This is a genomic window from Amycolatopsis lurida (assembly GCF_900105055.1).
Taxonomy (GTDB): domain Bacteria; phylum Actinomycetota; class Actinomycetes; order Mycobacteriales; family Pseudonocardiaceae; genus Amycolatopsis; species Amycolatopsis lurida.
Map to the genome: position 1 here is coordinate 1,430,497 of NZ_FNTA01000004.1, position 17,256 is coordinate 1,447,752.

Annotated in this window: 15 protein-coding genes; 7 read left to right on the top strand and 8 right to left on the bottom strand. The window is 70.9% G+C overall.

Going from position 1 to position 17,256, the window contains the following annotated elements; translation table 11 throughout:
- Window positions 1-20: 20 nt before the first annotated feature.
- On the bottom strand, window positions 21-128 hold the full coding sequence (locus BLW75_RS42220) for a keywimysin-related RiPP (protein ID WP_103746198.1): 108 nt from the start codon (window positions 126-128) through the stop codon (window positions 21-23).
- Window positions 129-351: 223 nt separating this feature from the next.
- Here BLW75_RS42220 and BLW75_RS11850 point away from each other — a divergent pair, with 223 nt between their 5' ends.
- A complete protein-coding gene (locus BLW75_RS11850) occupies window positions 352-1,449 on the top strand; it encodes an alpha/beta hydrolase family protein (RefSeq protein ID WP_034322642.1) in 1,098 nt (365 codons plus the stop codon).
- Here the strand turns inward: BLW75_RS11850 and BLW75_RS11855 are convergent.
- Window positions 1,401-2,006 carry a TetR/AcrR family transcriptional regulator gene (locus BLW75_RS11855; RefSeq protein WP_034322644.1) on the bottom strand — a complete coding sequence of 202 codons (606 nt, stop codon included), beginning with the start codon at window positions 2,004-2,006 and terminating at the stop codon, window positions 1,401-1,403. The genes BLW75_RS11850 and BLW75_RS11855 overlap by 49 nt on opposite strands.
- Window positions 2,007-2,069: 63 nt before the next feature.
- Here BLW75_RS11855 and BLW75_RS11860 point away from each other — a divergent pair, with 63 nt between their 5' ends.
- Both BLW75_RS11860 and BLW75_RS11865 read left to right on the top strand, forming a co-directional pair.
- Complete coding sequence (locus BLW75_RS11860; RefSeq protein WP_034322646.1) at window positions 2,070-2,495, top strand: SgcJ/EcaC family oxidoreductase; 426 nt, start codon at window positions 2,070-2,072, stop codon at window positions 2,493-2,495.
- Window positions 2,496-2,523: 28 nt separating this feature from the next.
- A complete protein-coding gene (locus BLW75_RS11865; protein WP_034322648.1) occupies window positions 2,524-3,435 on the top strand; it encodes a hypothetical protein in 912 nt (303 codons plus the stop codon).
- On the opposite strand, the gene BLW75_RS11870 is transcribed toward BLW75_RS11865, so the two are convergent.
- Genes BLW75_RS11870 through BLW75_RS11880 form a run of 3 tightly spaced genes read right to left on the bottom strand, consistent with a single transcriptional unit; the run spans window position 3,428 to window position 8,199 of the window.
- Entirely contained in the window at window positions 3,428-6,121 is a 2,694-nt protein-coding gene (locus BLW75_RS11870) for a bifunctional acetate--CoA ligase family protein/GNAT family N-acetyltransferase (RefSeq protein WP_034322652.1), read from the bottom strand. The genes BLW75_RS11865 and BLW75_RS11870 overlap by 8 nt on opposite strands.
- Before the next feature lies 1 nt (window position 6,122).
- Window positions 6,123-7,295 (bottom strand): acetoin utilization protein AcuC, encoded by a 1,173-nt coding sequence (locus BLW75_RS11875; protein WP_034322655.1) that lies wholly within the window; start codon window positions 7,293-7,295, stop codon window positions 6,123-6,125.
- Window positions 7,296-7,350: 55 nt separating this feature from the next.
- Window positions 7,351-8,199, bottom strand: coding sequence for a sulfurtransferase (locus BLW75_RS11880; protein WP_034322658.1), 849 nt, complete (start codon window positions 8,197-8,199; stop codon window positions 7,351-7,353).
- Between the two features lie 108 nt (window positions 8,200-8,307).
- Here BLW75_RS11880 and BLW75_RS11885 point away from each other — a divergent pair, with 108 nt between their 5' ends.
- The 3 genes from BLW75_RS11885 (at window position 8,308) to galE (ending at window position 11,345) form a co-directional block, all read left to right on the top strand.
- Window positions 8,308-9,027 (top strand): iron-dependent transcriptional repressor DtxR, encoded by a 720-nt coding sequence (locus BLW75_RS11885; protein WP_091597341.1) that lies wholly within the window; start codon window positions 8,308-8,310, stop codon window positions 9,025-9,027.
- Entirely contained in the window at window positions 9,024-10,205 is a 1,182-nt protein-coding gene (gene galK, locus BLW75_RS11890) for a galactokinase (RefSeq protein ID WP_034322661.1), read from the top strand. The genes BLW75_RS11885 and galK overlap by 4 nt, the downstream gene beginning before the upstream one ends.
- Window positions 10,206-10,391: 186 nt before the next feature.
- Complete coding sequence (gene galE / locus BLW75_RS11895; RefSeq protein ID WP_091599718.1) at window positions 10,392-11,345, top strand: UDP-glucose 4-epimerase GalE; 954 nt, start codon at window positions 10,392-10,394, stop codon at window positions 11,343-11,345.
- Here the strand turns inward: galE and BLW75_RS11900 are convergent.
- The 3 genes from BLW75_RS11900 to BLW75_RS11910 all read right to left on the bottom strand — a co-directional run bounded on the left by BLW75_RS11900 (window position 11,320) and on the right by BLW75_RS11910 (window position 15,601).
- Window positions 11,320-12,384, bottom strand: a complete 1,065-nt coding sequence (locus tag BLW75_RS11900; RefSeq protein ID WP_034322664.1) for a DUF4192 domain-containing protein — start codon at window positions 12,382-12,384, stop codon at window positions 11,320-11,322. The two genes, galE and BLW75_RS11900, sit on opposite strands and share 26 nt — an antisense overlap.
- Window positions 12,385-12,533: 149 nt before the next feature.
- Entirely contained in the window at window positions 12,534-13,388 is an 855-nt protein-coding gene (locus BLW75_RS11905) for a M23 family metallopeptidase (protein WP_034322667.1), read from the bottom strand.
- A gap of 401 nt (window positions 13,389-13,789) precedes the next feature.
- Window positions 13,790-15,601, bottom strand: coding sequence for a Xaa-Pro dipeptidyl-peptidase (locus BLW75_RS11910; RefSeq protein ID WP_034322670.1), 1,812 nt, complete (start codon window positions 15,599-15,601; stop codon window positions 13,790-13,792).
- A gap of 82 nt (window positions 15,602-15,683) precedes the next feature.
- Between BLW75_RS11910 and BLW75_RS11915 the strand changes: the two genes are divergently transcribed.
- On the top strand, window positions 15,684-17,249 hold the full coding sequence (locus BLW75_RS11915) for a DUF4139 domain-containing protein (protein ID WP_034322674.1): 1,566 nt from the start codon (window positions 15,684-15,686) through the stop codon (window positions 17,247-17,249).
- Window positions 17,250-17,256 lie beyond the last annotated feature (7 nt).

Sequence of the window (17,256 nt, forward strand, 5' to 3'; positions counted from 1 at the left end):
GACGCAGACGGTCAGCGCGTTCAGTTCTTGCTGAAGATCAGCCGGTCGTTGCCGTGCCTGGCGAGCAGGCCGGTGACCTCTTCGAACTCGCCGGCGTCGATCAACATGGGGGTCTCGTATTCCTTCATGGCACTCACCTTTCGTCGTTCTTCCTTCGGTTCGGGCGTGCACGCGCCATCACCGAACGTAACAAGGGGCTCGCCGGTTCCACAGCGAACGAAGCTTCCGGAACCGGCAATTGCCACAAGCGGCACTCAAGGTGCGAACGAGGAGCCCCGGGACCGATCCCAGGGTCGGCACCGGTGATCTTCCCGATGTCCCGGCACCGGCCCGCTCCCTACGTTCGGTGCCATGAAACGAATCACGCGCCGGATCGGCGTACTCGCCACCGCGCTCGCCCTGCCCGCCGCCCTCCTCGCGCCGTCCGCGTCGGCGGCGCCCGTCCGCCTGAGCCTTCCCGTGCCGACCGGCCCTCACGCGGTCGGCGTCACGGACCTCCACCTGATCGACCACTCCCGCCAGGACCCGTGGGTTCCCGGCGCGGCAAGGGAATTGATGGTCACCGTGCGGTACCCGGCACTGCCGAGCGGAAAGCCGAAAGCGCCGTACATGGCGCCGGGTGTGGCGAAGGTGGTGGCCGAGGGCGACGCCGTCAAGCTGGGCATGGCGGCTGATCGGCTCGACTACCGCTTCCCCACCCACTCCAGGACCGGCGCCCCCGCGGTCGGTGGCAAGCGGCCTGTCGTGCTGTATTCGCCCGGCGGCACCTTGTCTCGTTCGCACGGCACCACGCATCAGGAACAACTGGCGAGCGAGGGCTACGTCGTCGTGGCCATCGACCACACCCACGAAGCGGAAGCGGTGGAGTTCCCCGGCGGCCGAGTCGCGAAGAAGGCCTTGCCGCCGTCGAGTATCGAGGTGTCGAAGCGCGTGATCGACACTCGCGTCCGTGACACGCGTTTCGTCCTCGACTCGCTCGGGCTGAGCCAGGCCGGCATGTTCGGCCACTCCGCCGGTGGGTTCACGGCGGGCGAGACGATGGTGGCCGACCGGCGTGTCGTCGCCGGGGCGAACCTGGACGGCAGCATGGCCCACTCGCAATCGCAGCGGATCTTCGGCCGCGTCGCCGACGAAGGACTGGACCGCCCGTTCCTGCTGATGAGCGCCGGTGACCACAGCGCCGCGTCGGACGCGTCCTGGCAGGAGTTCCTGAGCAACCAGCGTGGCTGGACGCGCGAAGTGCGGTTGCCGGACGGAGAGCACTTCAGTTTCACCGACTACCAGACGCTGTTGCCGCAATTGGGCAACGCCCCGGCCTCGTTCGTCGGCACCATCGATCCCGCGCGCAGCGTCGCTGAACAGCGCACCCTGCTCTCGGAGTTCTTCGGCAAGACGCTGCGTCACCGAAGCAGTGACGTGACCAAGGTGTCCTTGAGCCAGGCTTCGTAGTCGTCGTGACTCCACCCGGCCTCGGCGACAAGGCTGGTGTGGACGTCGGCGCTCATCAAGGCCACGGCGATGTCCGCGGCCCTGGGCACCACGGCGCGGCCGCTCTCGCGGACACGGCCGACGACCATCTCGATGCCGAGCCGGTTGCGCCGGGCACCTTCCGCCTGTGTCGCGGCGATGTCCGGATCGACGGCGGCACCGGAGCTCAGCATCGCGACGATGTCGCCGCAGCGTTCCCGGACCTGGCGGGCGACCGTGGCCAGCAGGCCGAGCAGCGCGACCGGGTCCTCGGTCCGCTGCGCCTCGGCGACGAGGTCGGGGATCCCGGCCTCGTCGTCGAGGAGGTCGACGAGCCCGCCGAGGACACCGGCCTTCGAACCGAAGTGCGCGTAGACGGTCTGCGGGGACACCCCCGCCTCCTGGGCGATGAGGCGGATCGGCGTCCGCGCGTAGCCGCGCTCGGCGAAGAGACCGCGGGCCGCCGTCAGGATCGTGCGCAGCGTCAGCGCCTCACGACGGTCGCGCAACCGGACGATGCCGGGAAGGTCCGCGGGCATATACGCTCCTCGAAAGTTGGAACGTTGTTCTAAGTAATGGAACTTTGTTATAGGAGGATAGCGATGACCACCGAGGAGATCATCACCGCACTGGAACGCGCCTGGAACGCGGGCGACGGCGAGGCGTGGGCCGCGAACTTCGCCGAGGACGCGGATTTCGTCGACGTCGTCGGCCGCATCCAGCGCGGCCGCGCGACGATCGCGCGCGAGAGCCAGAACATCTTCGACACCATCTACCGGGGCAGCACGCTGCGGATCCGCCAGGTGTCGAGCCGTCCGCTCGGCGGCGGGTTCGATCTCGTGCACACCGCCACCCTGCTGACCATCCCCGCCGGTCCCCTGGCCGGGGAAGCGCGGGCGGTGCAGACGAAACTGGTCCACGACGGGCGGATCGTCGCGTTCCACAACACGATCCGGGGCGATATCGCGGCGTTCACCGGCCACGACGCGGACCTCGCGGCCCGCTCGCCCCAGGAGTGGGATTCCTGACCGGCGCCGTTCCCGGCAGACTCACGCTGTGACGCGACTGAGGAAGCACTGGCTCTGGCCGCTCGTGATCAGCGTGCTCGCGCTCGGCGCCTTCGCCGGGCTCGGCCTGCTGACCCGGGCGGTGCTCGGCTCGCGAGGCAACCGGGCGCTGGCGGACACCGGCGAGTTCGGGGTGTGGTCGATACTGGTCGGGGCGTCGGCGGTGCTGTTCGCGTTCCTGTTCGCGCACTCGGTCCACCTGACGGCCTGGCGCCGTCTGGCCGGTGTCTCGCTGTGGAAACCGGCGGTGGCCTACGGGATCTTCGCGGTGGTCCTGTTCGCGTTCCAGTGGAGGACCGGCTCACCGATCGAAAACCTCAGGCCCACGACGGCGATCGGGGTGTCGCGGACCCTGCTCGCCCTCGGCCTGGTCGCGGCGGCACCCGCGGTCTTGGGCCTGTGGCTCAACCACGCCCGGTTGCGCCGGATCTCGCGGGTGTTCGACGGCGAGGCCCGGGCGCAGGCTTCCGATGTGCTCGGCGAACTCCTCGATTGCAAGCGCGCCAACGGGACCTGCCTCGCCGTCCTGGCGCTCATCGTGTCCACCGCGGTCATCGACGCCGGTGCCCAGCGCCGGGCGTTCCTGGCCACAGGCACGCCGAAGGAGGCTTTTCCGCCGGAGAGCGTGCTCCTCTACGGCGCGCTGTTCACCGCGATCTCGCTCCTGCTCTACGTCCCGGTGTTCCTCGCGTGGAAGACCCGGTGCCTGCGGCTGGTCGACGAGATCTACCCGCTGCCGCCCGACGCCCGGCCCGGCGAGGACTGGGTCGCCGGACGCGCCCGCCTGACTCAGCTTCTCGGCACCGACACCACGGTGGGCAAGACCGTCACGGCGGCCTTCGGCATCCTCGCGCCGCTCGCGGTGAGCGTCCTCAGCGTGGCACTGCCCGGGCTCAAGTAGGGGCGTTGATCGGTCGCAGCCGCCGCGGCCCGGTGTCGGGCCGGGACGGCGGCGGGCCCAGCACGATGCGGGCGTTCGCGACGAAGGCACCGTCCGGTGACGCCAGGATCGGGTCGAGCGTCATCGAGCGGACCTCGGGATTGTCCTCGGCGAGCGCCGCGACGCGCAGCACGATGTCCTGGAGCGCGGCCAGATCCGCCGGTTCGTCGCCGCGATATCCGGTCAGCAGCGGTGAAGTCCTCGGTTCGCGCAGCAGCGTGGCGGCGTCGACGTCGGTGAGCGGGACCGCGCGGTAGGCCCGGTCCCCCAGCAGCGTGCTGACCAGCCCGGACAGACCGAACGAAACGAGCGTGCCGAACGATGGATCGTCCTGCAGTCCGACCACGCACGAAATTCCCTTGGGCGCCATCCGCTGGACGTAGACCTCGTCGTCATGGGAGATCTCGCGCAGATCGGCGTACGCCCGGCGCACTCCGTCCACAGAGGACAGATCGAGCCGCACGCCCGCGAGGTCCGGCCTGCCGCGCAGCCGTTCGTCGACGGCCTTGAGGGTGACCGGGAAACCCAGCTCCTCGGCCGACTTCACCGCCTCGTCGGCGGACGAGGCGACCCGGAACGGGACCACGTCGATGCCGTAGCAGCCCAGGAGCCGGACCACGTCGTCGTCGGAGAGCAGCGTCGTCTTGCCGTCCTCGCCCGCCAGCAGTTCCCTGACGATCACCTGCGCCTGCTCGGCATGCAGGCCCGCGGGGCGCACGAGGTTGCCCTGTGGGCGCTGCCGCCAAGCGGCGTAGCGCACGACCCGCGCGAGCGCGTTCACCGCCCGTTCGGGACTGGGGTACGACGGAACCGAACCCCGCGTCGGCACGCCGTCCTCGGACAGCACGGCCAGTTCGTCCGGCACCCCCTCGACGGCGAGGAAGGTCGACACGATCGGCTTGTTCTTGTCCATCTCGACGACCGCCTCCCGCAGCGCGCGGGCGTAGGCGGTGCCCGGGATCGCGAGCGGCGGGACGAAGACCACGACGAGCGCGTCGGTCTCCGGGGAGTTGAGCGCTTCGCGCACGGCGGCGGCGAATTCCTCCGGGCTCGCCTGCGGCCCGACGTCGACCGGGTCGGCGGTCAGCCGGAGGCCGTGCGCCCGCGCGGTGTCGGCGGCGAGCAGCCCGATGGCGCTCGAGTTGCCCACGATGGCGACCCGCGGCCCGGCGGGCAGCGGCTGGTGCGCGAAGACCAGCGCGGTGTCGAAGAGCTGCGCGAGCGTGTCGACGCGGACGACACCCGCCTGCTCGAACAAAGCCTGGACACTGGACTCGTCGACCTCCGCCGAGGTCGCGGCGAGCTGCGGGCGGACCGCGTGCCTGCCGGATTTCACCGCCACCACCGGCTTCGTGCGCGCCAGCCGCCGCGCGAGCCGCGCGAACTTGCGCGGATTGCCGAACGATTCCAGGTACAGCAGGACGAGGTCGGTCGCCGGATCGGTTTCCCAGTACTGGAGGAGGTCGTTGCCCGAGACGTCGGCGCGGTTACCCGCCGAGACGAACGTCGAGAGCCCGAGACCGCGCGCCTCGGCGTCGGCGAGGATCGCGGTGCCCAGCGCACCGGACTGGCAGAAGAACCCGGTGCGGCCGCGCGCCGGCAGGCGGGGCGCGAGGGTGGCGTTGAGCCGGACCGAGGCGTCGGTGTTGAGCACGCCCAGCGCGTTCGGGCCCACAACCCGCATACCGTGCGCCCTGGCCTCTCCGACCAGCCTCAGCTCGGCGTGCAGCCCGTGCGGCCCGGCCTCGGCGAACCCGCCGGAAACGATCAGCAGGGTCTTGACCCCCTTGGCCAGCGCACCGTCCAAAACGGACTCGACGGCCTCCGCGGGCACGGCGACGAGCGCGAGGTCGACGTCCTCGGGAATGTCCACGACGGACGGATAGGCGCGGACGCCGCGAACGGACTTGTGCTCGGGGTTGACGGGGTAGACGGTGCCGGCGAAATCGGCGCTGAGGAGGTTGGTGAGGGCGACGTAGCCGATCTTGGTCGGATCGGTGGACGCGCCGATCACCGCGACCGACTTCGGATGCAGCAGGTTGTGCACGCTGCGCGCCTCGGCGGCCTGCTCCCTCGACCGGGCGACCGCGAGCGACTCCTCGGTCGGATCGATGTCGAACTCCAGGTGCAGCACGCCTTCTTCGATCTCACGGCTGACCTGGTAGCCCGCGTCACGGAACACCCGGACCATCGCGGCGTTCTCGGCGAGCACCTCGGCGACGAAGCGGCGAAGCCCGGATTCCGAGGCGGCGGCGGCCAGATGCTCCAGCAGGATCGACCCGAGCCCGCGGCCCTGGTGGGCGTCGTCGACGACGAACGCGACCTCGGCCGACGGCCCCTGTTCGAGCCGTTCGTACCGGCCGACCGCGACGATGTCGTCGCCCAGCAGCGCGACGAAGGCGACCCTGTCGTGGTGGTCGACGACCGAGAACCGTTCGAGGTCCCGCTGCGGGATCCGCGGATAGGCGCCGAAGTACCGGAAGTACCGGGTGCGTTCGGACAGCCTGCCGTGGAAGGCGACGAGCCCGTCGGCGTCGCTGGGGATCACCGGGCGGAGGTGCACCGTGCCGCCGTCGGAGAGCAGGACGTCGGCCTCCCACTCGCGCGGGAAGTCGTACGGATCGCGTTTGGTGTCCTCACTGGCCATGTCAGTCCCTCGGATCGTCCGGATCGAGGCCGTGCAGCGGGAAGATCGCGCGGCGGGTGTCACGGATGGCGATGTCGACCGGCTCGTCCTCTCCGTCTCCCCACGGGACGAACGCGGTCTCGCGTCCGTCGGACATGCCGGCCGGGATCTCGGCCTTCGGCGCCGCCCTGGAGATCGACGCGACCCAGTTCGGCGGCAGTGCCGTCGCCGGGTCGACGTCGCGGCCGAGCACGGTCGCGAGCAGGTGGGTCCAGGAGCGCGGCACCACCCGGATCAGCTGGTAGCCACCGCCGCCCACGGCGAGCCAGCGGCCACCGGCGTGCGCTTCGGACAGTTCGCGCAGCCGCCGGTAGATGGCGCGATGGCCGTCCACCGACAGCGAGAGATCCGCCAGCGGGTCTTCCTCGTGCGAGTCGACGCCGCACTGGGTGACGAGGATCTGCGGCCGGAACTGCTCCAGCAGCGACGGCACCACCGCCTCGAACGCGCGCAGCCAGCCGCCGTCGCGGGTGCCGGGCGGCAGCGGGAGGTTGACCGCGGTGCCCTCGGCCCCGCCCTTGCCGATCTCCGCCGAGTAGCCCGTTCCCGGCCACAACGTGAACGGGTGCTGGTGCAGGGAGACGGTCAGCACCCGGGGGTCGTCGTAGAAGGCCGTCTGCACGCCGTCACCGTGGTGCACATCGGTGTCGACGTAGGCGACGCGGTCGAAACCGTGGTCCAGCAGCCACGAGATCGCCACCGAACAGTCGTTGTAGACACAGAAACCGGACGCCTTGCCCGGCATCGCGTGGTGCAGCCCGCCGGCGATGTTGACCGCCCGGGTCGCCTCGCCCTCGGCGATCTTCCGCGCGGCCAGCAGCGTCGAGCCCACGACCAGCGCGGAAGCCTCGTGCATCCCGGTGAACACCGGGTTGTCCTCGGTCCCGAGCCCGTGCGCGAAGTCGGCACCGGTCATCGGCGCCTGCCGGACGGCCTCGATGTATTCGGCGAGGTGCACGCGGCGCAGGTCGTCTTCGCCTGCCGGGCCGGGGACGAGCAGGTCGACCCCGTCGAGCACGCCGAGCTCGGTGGCGAGCCGGATCGTCAGTTCGAGCCGCACCGGGTTGAACGGATGCTCGCCGCCGAGGTCGTAGCCCAGCAGCGAGGAGTCCCATACGACGGCCGGTGCTCGCATGGTCCGAACTCTAGTGCCCTGCGGCGGCTCGCGCGTCGTTCCGGACGCCCGCGGGTCAGCCGGGCAGATCCCCGGTGGCCACCGGCCGCTCCGGATCACGCGACCAGTGCGACCACGAACCCGCGTACAACGCCGCGGGCTCCGGGTGACCGGCGACCTCGAGCGCGAGCACGACGGACGAGGCGGTGACGCCCGATCCACAGTAGACACCGACCGGGGTCTCCGGGGCCACGCCGAGACCTTCGAACCGCTCGGCCAGCTCCGAGGCGTCGCGCCAGCGCCCGTCCTCGCCGAGATGACCGGAGAAGGGCGCGTTGACCGCGCCGGGGATGTGCCCGGCGCGCGGGTCGATCGGCTCGGTCTCCCCCGCGTACCTCGGCCTCGCCCGCGCGTCGAAGAGCAAGCCGTCCCTGGCGAGCGCGGCCGCCTCATCCGCGTCCAGCACCGGCATGCCGCCGGGCTTCACGACGATGTCCCCCTCCTCGGGCGAAGGGACCTCGTCGGTGACCGGGCGCTCCTCCTCGGCCCACGCCGCGAACCCGCCGTCCAGCACGGCGACCTCGGCGTGCCCGGCCCAGCGCAGCAGCCACCACGCCCTGGCCGCGACCGAACCGTCGGCGTCGTCGTAGACCACGACCGGGTGACCGGCGCGGACCCCGGCCGCCCGCAGATGCCGCTGCAGCGTCTCCGGTTCGGGCAGGGGATGACGGCCGCCGTCGCCCGGCTCCCCGGCGAGCGCGGTGTCGAGGTCGACGTACACCGCGCCAGGGAGATGTGCCTCACGGTAGGAATCGGCACCCGGCGGCCCGGCGAGCCGCCAGCGGACGTCGAGCACTACGGAGCGTGCCGATTCCGGCCCGGACAGCCGCGCGGCGAGTTCGCTGGTGGTGATCATGGGGCGCATGGGGCCATCTTCCCGTGCGTCACGGCTCCCTGCCCAGCTTGGGGGACTTTTCCCGGCTCGGTGCTTGTTCTCCCCACGCCTGCGTCGCTGTCAGTGCCAGCGACTACGATGAGCAACGCGGACGAAGGGGACAGCGTGAACGATCTCATCGACACCACAGAGATGTACTTGCGTACCATCTACGAGCTCGAAGAAGAAGGTGTCGTCCCGCTGCGGGCCCGGATCGCGGAGCGGCTGCAGCAGAGCGGCCCGACCGTGAGCCAGACCGTCGCCAGGATGGAGCGCGACGGACTGGTCGTGGTCGCGGACGACAGGCATCTGCAGCTGACCGAGCACGGGCGCGAACTCGCCATCGCGGTCATGCGCAAGCACCGGCTGGCCGAGCGCCTCCTGGTCGACGTCATCGGCCTGGAGTGGGAGCACGTCCACAACGAGGCCTGCCGCTGGGAACACGTGATGAGCGAGGCCGTCGAGCGCAAGCTGGTCAAGCTGCTCGACCACCCCACCACGTCGCCCTACGGCAACCCGATCCCGGGGCTCGACAAGCTCGGCGACGGCGATCCCGCTCCGCCCGCCGAAGCCGACCTCGTGCGGCTCGACGAGTTCGCCCGCATGGGTGGCGGCGAGGTCGAGATCCGCCGTATCGCCGAGCACGTGCAGCTGGACGAGACGCTGATGACGGAGCTCAAATCGGTCGGCATCGTGCCCGGCAACCGGGTCAAGGTCGGCAAGACGGCGCCCGGCGGCACCATCGAGGTCACCGGCGGGAGCAGCTCCGCGCAGGTGCCCGTGTCGGCGCTGCACGCCGTGCTGGCGCAGGCCAGGTGAGCGCCGCGTCCGACGCCGCGGAGACCTTCCTGGCCCTCCACGGCCGGGCTCCGTCCGGGGTCTGGTCCGCGCCGGGCCGGGTGAACCTGATCGGTGAGCACACCGACTACAACGACGGTTTCGTGCTGCCGTTCGCCCTTCCGCACCGGCTCGCCGCCGCGGCGACGCCGCGCGAGGACGGTGTGCTGACCGTGGCCACCCTCGGCTCGGACGGCAGAGTCCAGGAGTCCGGCCCGCTGGCCATCGCCGACCTGCGGCCCGGCTCTGTCGAAGGGTGGGCCGCGTACCCGGCGGGGGTCGCGTGGGTGCTGCGTGACCAGGGTCTCGGTGGCGGCGCGGACGTGGCGATCGCGGGAAACGTGCCGTCGGGGGCGGGTCTGTCCTCCTCCCACGCGCTCGAATGCTCCGTCGCGCTCGCCCTGCTGGGGCTGGCGGATATCACTCCGGGCACCGGCGGGGGTTCGCCGAGCCTGCACGAAGTGGCGCGCTGGGTGCAGCGTTCGGAGAACGACTTCGTCGGGGCACCGACCGGCCTGCTCGACCAGACCGCTTCCCTGTGCTGCACGGAATCGAACGTGCTGTTCCTCGACGTCCGCTCCGGTGAGATGGAACAGGTGCCGTTCCCGCTGGAGGAATCCGGCGTCCGGATCCTGATCATGGACACCCGCACGAAGCATTCGCACGCCGAGGGCGGCTACGGCGAACGCCGCCGGGGCTGTGAGCGCGCCGCGGAACTGCTCGAGGTGAAGGCGCTGAGGGACATCGACGTCGACGGGCTGGACGCCGCGCTCGGCAAGCTGCCCGACGAACTCGTGCCGCTGGTACGCCACGTGGTGACGGAGAACCAGCGCGTCCTCGACACCGTGGAGCTGCTTCGGGCGGGTCGCATCACCGAGATCGGTCCTCACCTCGATGGCTCGCATGCGAGCATGCGCGACGACTACCGGATCTCCACCCGTGAACTCGACCTCGCCGTCGATTCGGCCCGCGAAGCCGGGGCGCTCGGCGCGCGGATGACCGGCGGCGGCTTCGGCGGTTCGGCGATCGCGCTGGTCCGCGAGTCCGATGTGGACACCGTCGGGCGAGCGGTGAAGGCCGCCTACGAAGCGGCGGATCTGCGCCACCCCAGGCTGTTCACCGCCGTGCCGTCGCGCGGCGCCGGCCGCGACGAGCTCTAGCCCGGAGCCGGCCCCGCGGCGTGATGCGCGTGTTTTCAGGCCGGACACGCCGAGGCCGGATTCCGTCGACCGCACCCGCACCCCCGGGCGCGGCCGGTGGCCGGGGGCGAGGACACTGGGCCGCGACCGCATCCGCAGCAGAAAGGCGCGAACGTGACCGACGAACCGACCAAGACCCTGAAGCTGATGGTGACGGGCGGAGCCGGTTATGTGGGCAGTGTCTGCGCGGCCCGCCTCATCGAGGCCGGACACGACGTCACCGTGGTCGACGACCTCTCCACCGGGCACGCCGACGCGGTGCACCCGGACGCCACCTTCGTCGAGGGCGACGCCGCCGAGGTCGCCCGGCGACTGCTCGGCGACGGCTTCGACGGTGTGCTCCACTTCGCCGCCAAGTCGCTGGTCGGCGAGTCGATGACGGATCCGGCGAAGTACTGGGAAGGCAACGTCCTGACCTCGCTCCGCCTGCTCGAGGCGATGCGCGATCACGGCACGAAGCGGCTGGTGTTCTCCTCCACCGCGGCCACCTACGGCGAGCCCGAGTCCTCCCCCATCCCGGAGACGGCGCCGACCCGGCCGACGAACACCTACGGCGCGACGAAGCTGGCCATCGACCACGCGATCACCTCGTTCTCGCGCGCCCACGGCATCGCCGCCGTCAGCCTGCGCTACTTCAACGTCGCCGGCGCCTACGGCTCCTTCGGCGAGCGGCACACCACCGAAACCCATCTGATCCCCCTCGTGCTCCAGGTCGCCACCGGGGACCGCGAGCGGATCCAGATCTTCGGTGACGACTACCCGACCGCGGACGGCACCGCCATCCGCGACTACATCCACGTCGTCGACCTCGCCGACGCGCACCAATTGGCCCTGCGTTACGCGGGCGAGGGCGAACACCGCATCTACAACCTCGGCAGCGGCACCGGCTTCTCGGTGCTCGAAGTGATCGAGGCGTGCCGCCGCACCACCGGCCACGAGCTCCCCGCCGCGGTCGCTCCGCGCCGGGCGGGTGACCCCTCGGTGCTGGTGGCCTCCAGCGAGCGGGCCGGTGACGAACTGGGCTGGAAGCCCGAGCGCACCGACCTCGACGGCATCGTCGCCGACGCCTGGGCGTTCACCCGGTCCCGCCGGAACGCCTGAGGCCGATCTCGGGCGTTCCTTCGGCTCGCTGCCGCAGGACCACCCGGGCCACTTCGGACGGCTCCACCATCGTTTCCAGCGCCCTGGTCAGCAACTTCGCAAGCCCATGCTCCGGGTCGGTTTCGCGCGCCCTGACCAGGGCGATCCCGGCGGTCGCGAGGTCGCCGCGGGCGTAGGCGGCGTGTGCCTTCAGCGCCAGCGCCTCGGCGGCTTCCGGCGCCGGAAGTTCCCTGGCCAGCGTGAGCCAGAGCTCCTCCGCCGTGCGGGCGAGTGGTGAATCCGCGGGGGCGGCGGTGAGCATGCAGGCGCCCCGGACCTCCACCAGGGAAAGGGCCCAGGCCAGCCGGACGGCCTGATCGTCGGTGATCGTCCGGTCGCCGGCGTCGGCGCGGGCGAGCGCGGCGTTCACCTCGGCGATAGCGGCTTGGACGAGATCTCCGCCTCGCCATGGCGGCTCGGCCAACCTGGTCAGAAGATCGGCACGCCGGGCGAGCGTCTCCGGTGCGACGGGGTCGAAGAGGCGCTCGACCTCTTCCCGGCTCGCGTGCGTGACCTGCCCGGCGCCGGTGACGACCGCGGCGGCCACCGAGTCGCGCGGGTCGGGCAGGAGACCGCCACAGGTCCTTTCCCGGTAGCAGCCCCAGCGCACGTCGGCGGCGATACGCGGCGTCCACACCGAATGCTTCGGCGAGATGCCGTACTCGGTCAGCGATGTCTCCAGGCGCCGGATGAACCGGCGTCGCGGGGGCCGCCCCGCCTTGTTCGCGACACCACCGCCGACCACCGCCACGGTGGCACCGGTGTGGCCGGTCACGGCGAGCCGGACCGCCAGGTCACGCGCCTGGTCGAGTTCCAGGCCCGGCGGTGGCAGGTCCACGCGCATGACGAGGCCCTGCTGCTTGCGTCCCGGGCCACGCAGGCCGAAGACGACGACGGAGTCCTCGGGATGGAAGCCGAGGAGGTACGGGATCGCGGCGAGCAGGTCCGCCGGATCCGTGAGATCGACCTTGGTCCTGCCGGTCGGAGTGGATGTGGTCATGCCCCCACCCTGCGGCGGGAATGGGGCCGCCGGGTGGGGGCACGACATATCTGTGGACAGCCGGGACCGTTGTGGACAACCGCCGCGGGACCGAGCGCGGGACGCCGATCCTGTCGGTGGGGTGGTCTACTGTGCCCGGTCCCGCGGGGTCAGCCGCAGTGTTCGAACGGGCTCTCGTAGGCGTTCGTCCCGACCGAACCGCCCCACTTGACGCAGGTCGCGGCGGCCGTCTTCGTCACCGGTCCGGCGTAGTAGGTGAAGCTGCCGGAGTCGGTCACCCGAGCCGAACCCTGGACTTCGAGGAACGCCGAGACCGGCGAAGCGGTGCCGAGCGAAACCGCCTTCAACGTGGTGACGCAGTTGGCCTTGGTCGACGCGTTGTAGAGCAGGTACGCGGTACCCGAACCGTTCGCGAGCCCCTGCGAGTCGACGACCGAGAACCCGCTGCCGCACACCTCGGTGGCCTCGTACGGGTTGCCGCCGCACGAGTTCTTGCTGGTGAAGTTGGTGTGGCCGTAGTACGGCACCGCGACCCCGTGCAGCACCGCCTTCTGCGCCACCCCGTTGAGCCGCTGTTCGAAGTGCAGGTGGGGGCCGGTCACGCCGCCGGTCGCCCCGGCCGTGCCGATCTGCTTGCCGAGGCTGACGGCCTGGCCGACGGAGACGGACTGGGTCGACAGGTGGGCGTAACGGGTACGCCAGCCGCCGCCGTGGTCGATCTCGACCCAGCGCCCGTAGCTCGTGCTGCCTTCGTTGGCGACCCGGGTGACGGTGCCGCCCGCGGACGCCAGCACCGGCATCCCGGTGATCCCCGACTTCTGGAAGTCGACCGAGTTCGCCGGGCTGTGCCCGCTGAACGTCGCCGCCGTGACCGTGACACCGCATTTGAACGGGACCTGGAAGTTCGGGGCGGCCGACGCCTGCGTCGTACCGGCGAGAGTCAGGCCGAGCGCGGGGATGACGGCGGCCGCGGCGAGCACTGCGAAACGGCGCAACCTGGACATGGAGACCTCCATCAGGTGGGGAAGCCGGACAGGCCGAAGCAAAGCCGGGGGAAATACATTTTCCGTACAAGGCCGAGGTCGGGTCGGGGTTTTCCACTCGGGGACGACGGATCCATCCCGCAGCCGCGCCTGCATCGCAGGCGTCGGTCGGGCAGGGGCCCCAGCAATGCCCGTCTGTCGGCCGTGCGTGTTTCGTGTCGTCCGGGGCTTGGTTACCCAGCGGATTCTGGCGGGGGTCGATGGCCGCGGTGTGACGTTGCGGAAGCCACTTTCGCAACGCTGGAGGTTGCGAAAGTGGCTTCCGCAACAGCCCTCCGCCACGGCCGCGATGTGAAAGTAAGGAAGGCCTCCCTCCCTACCCTCAAGGTAAGGAAGGAGGCCTTCACGGACGTCGGCCCCGCTCAGCCGAAAGCGGCTCGCAGCGCGGGCTTGCCACCCGCCACCGGCAGCACCAGCGAAGTGCGGTTCAGCTCGACCGAGACACCGGCGCCCGGCTTCGGCCGGAGCGTGTAGTCGTGGTCGCTGGAGGCCACCAGGAACTCGATCTTGTGCCCGGCCGCGAGCAGATAGTCCTTCGCGACCAGTTCCACCTCGACCTTGTAGTTCTCACCAGGGGTGATCGGGTCGGTGCGGGCGGGGTCGCGCCGGTTCTGCGGGTCGGTCCAGCCGCGGGTGATCACCTTCGCCGTCCCGTCCGGAGCACGGTCGAGGAGTACCGCGGTCACGTTCGCGGCCGGCTTGTCGAAGGACAGCGACAGGTCGGTCTTCACCGTTCCGGAAAGCCGCACGGGCTGCTTCGCCGCGGTGGTCGAGTACAACAGCCGGTTGCCCGACGACGTCGCGGCGGCGAGCTGTTCGATCGTCTTGCTCGCGTCGTCCGCCAGCGTCTCGACGGCGGCCTTGCCCGGAACGGGGTTGCGTGTGTCGAGCTTGCCCTTCGAAGAACCGCCGGGCCACGGGTAGAGCTTGACGTCCTGGGTGCCGGGCAGCGGCCACTCCGGCTCGTCCACCCACGACTTGTCCTCACGCTGGATGGTGGCCTTCGGCTCACGCTCGATGCCGTTGTCCACGTCGTAGAGATAGTGCGACATCCACTTGTTCAGCGTGGTGAGCCAGACGTCGCGGCGGAGACTGTACGGGTCGGCGTGCCCGGCCTGGTGCAGCCAGATCTTGTGCTCGACGCCGCGCGCCTTGAGCATCTCGTACCAGCGGGTGCCCTGGTCGGTCTTGACGTTCCAGTCGCCGAAGCCGTGCACAACGAGCACCGAGGCCCGCACCTTGTTCACGTCGTTACGGTAGTTCCGCGCGTCCCAGAAGCGGCTGTAGTCCCCGGTCACGCGGTCCTGATCGACCGCGATGCCGTCGATCAGCGGACGGCAGACCGCGCGATCCTGACGCGTGTAGACGTACTCCGCGAGCACGTCCGCGTCCTCGCCCTGGAACCCGCCGGCCGCGACGACGGCGCCGTCGTTGCGGTAGTAGTCGTACCAGCTGGAGATCGCCGCGATCGGAACGATCGTCTCCAGCCCCTCGACGCCCGTACTGGCCACCGCGTTGGGCAGCGTCCCGTTGTAGGACACGCCCATCATGCCGGTCTTGCCGGTGCTCCAGTCCGCGACCGCGGCCTTGCCCGCCGCGTCCCGTGCCGTCGCGCGGCCGTTCAGCCAGTCCACAATGGACTTCGCGCCGATGGTCTCGTTGACGTCGCCGCTGCTCGGGCAGCCGGTGGACTGGCCACTGCCGAGCGACTCCCCGTACACCACGGCGAAACCGCGGGCGGTGAAGTAGTCCTGGTAGCGCCAGCTGATCGGCGCCGCGTTCGGGCCGACGGTCTTCGTCGCGATCCGCGGGCCCGCCGGGGCACGCTTCGCACCGGGCACGTACAGCTCGACGTCGACGTTGTGGTTCGCGACGTCGTTGCCGCCCGCGTAGTACGGGCTAGCCTGGTAGACGACCGGGACCTTCATGCCCTGCTGCGTCGCGCGGGGCCGCACCACCTCCGCGTGCACGAGGTCGTCCTTGCCGTCACGGTCGCTGTCGACCGGCGCGGTGACCCAGACGTTCTCCCGGATGACGTCCGCCGGGTCGAACACCGGCTGGGCTTGGCCGTCCTTGAAGACCGGCGTCGGCGGCGCGTCGGCCTGCGCGGGCAACGCGGTCGCCGGAAGGACCAAGACGGCGGTGAACAGGGCGGCGAGCCTGGCGACTCTCACAGGACCCCCAATGGCGGGCGGGCAAGACCCAGCTGAGGTTTCCGGCCACCCGAACGAGAGTCAAGAGACTAACGTCGGAGGCATGCCGAGCACCCTGGAAGCACCGATCGTCGCCGTCACCGTCTACCCGCACCACGCCCGGATCACCAGGCGGGGGTCGGCCGCCCTCGGCGGCGAAACGCGCTTCGTCTTCGCCGGCCTGCCGTGGAACCTGGACACCGACTCGGTCCGCGTCACCGGTTCCGGTCCGGCGGTCATCGCCGGGGTCGACGTCGCCGTCGAGCGCCATCCCGCGCCCGCGGACGCCTCCCTGCGCGCGCTCACCGAGCAGCGGCGCGCCGATCAGGCGGTGGTCGACGAGGTCGCGGACGCCGTCGCCGCGGAGACCGCGAAGGTCGATCTGCTGACCGGGCTGGCGACACGCAGTGGCAAGAGTTTCGCGAAGGCGCTCGCGGAGGGTACGGCGGAACCGCCCCGGGTCGCCGAAGTCACCGACGCGCTCGGCACCCAATTGGCCGAGGCGCTCGGGAAGCGCCGCGAACTCGGCATCCGCCTCGCCCGGCTCCGAGACGACCTCAAGGCGCTCGACCGCGAGATCGAAGCCAAACAGGGAGCGTCCGAAGTGGATAGCGCGGCGGTCACGGTCGAGCTGGAGAGCCACGAGGACGGCGCGGAGATCGGCCTCGAACTGTCCTATGTGGTCGCGAACGCGAGCTGGGAACCGGGTTACGACGTGCGCGTCCGCGGTGAGGACGTCTCGCTGACCTGGTACGGGCGGATCACCCAGCACACCGGCGAGGACTGGCCGGAATGCGAACTGGCCCTCTCCACCGCGCGGCCGGCGAACACCGTGGAGGTGCCGGAACTCGATCCGTGGTTCCTAGACCGCTTGCGTCCGGTCCAGCCGTCGATGGCACGGATGGCGTACGGCAGCGCGTCGCCCGCGGGCGGCGGGATCCCGGAGTCGGTGGGCATGCCGGCTCCCGCCGCGCCCGCGATGGCGGCGCGGACCGCGTCCGCCGAACAGGGCACCACCGCGGTCACCTACCGGCCCGGCCGCCCGGTGGCGGTCCCCTCGGGAGCGCAGGGCCACCGCACGACGCTCGCGCAGCTGGAGCTGACCGCGAAACTGGGTCACGTCACCGCTCCGGTGGTGTCGCCGGAGGCGTTCCTGCGGGCGACCGTGGTCAACACTTCGGAGCACACGCTGCGGCCGGGCAAGGCGTCGGTGTTCCACGAGACCGAGTTCGTCGGCACCACGCGGCTGGACGTCTGGGCTCCGGGCGAGGAACTCGAACTCGCCCTCGGCGTGGACGACCGGATCCGGGTCGAGCGCGAGCTCACGCACCGCACGGCGAGCAAGGCGACGCTGTCCGGGGTCCGCAAGCGGGAGGCCGCCTACACCACGACGATCGTCAACCACAGCCCGCGCGAAGCGGTCGTGACCGTGCTGGACCAGGCACCGGTCTCCCGGGACGACGCGATCACCGTCCGCGATGTGCGCACCGTGCCGGAGCCGGTGGAGCGGACCGAGCTGGGCGAGTACACCTGGCGGCTGACGCTCGCTCCGGGCGCGAAGAGTGCCGTGACGCTCGGGTACCGGGTGGACGTCGCGAAGGGCGTCGAGCTGGCCGGCTGGCGGGAGTAGCCGGCCC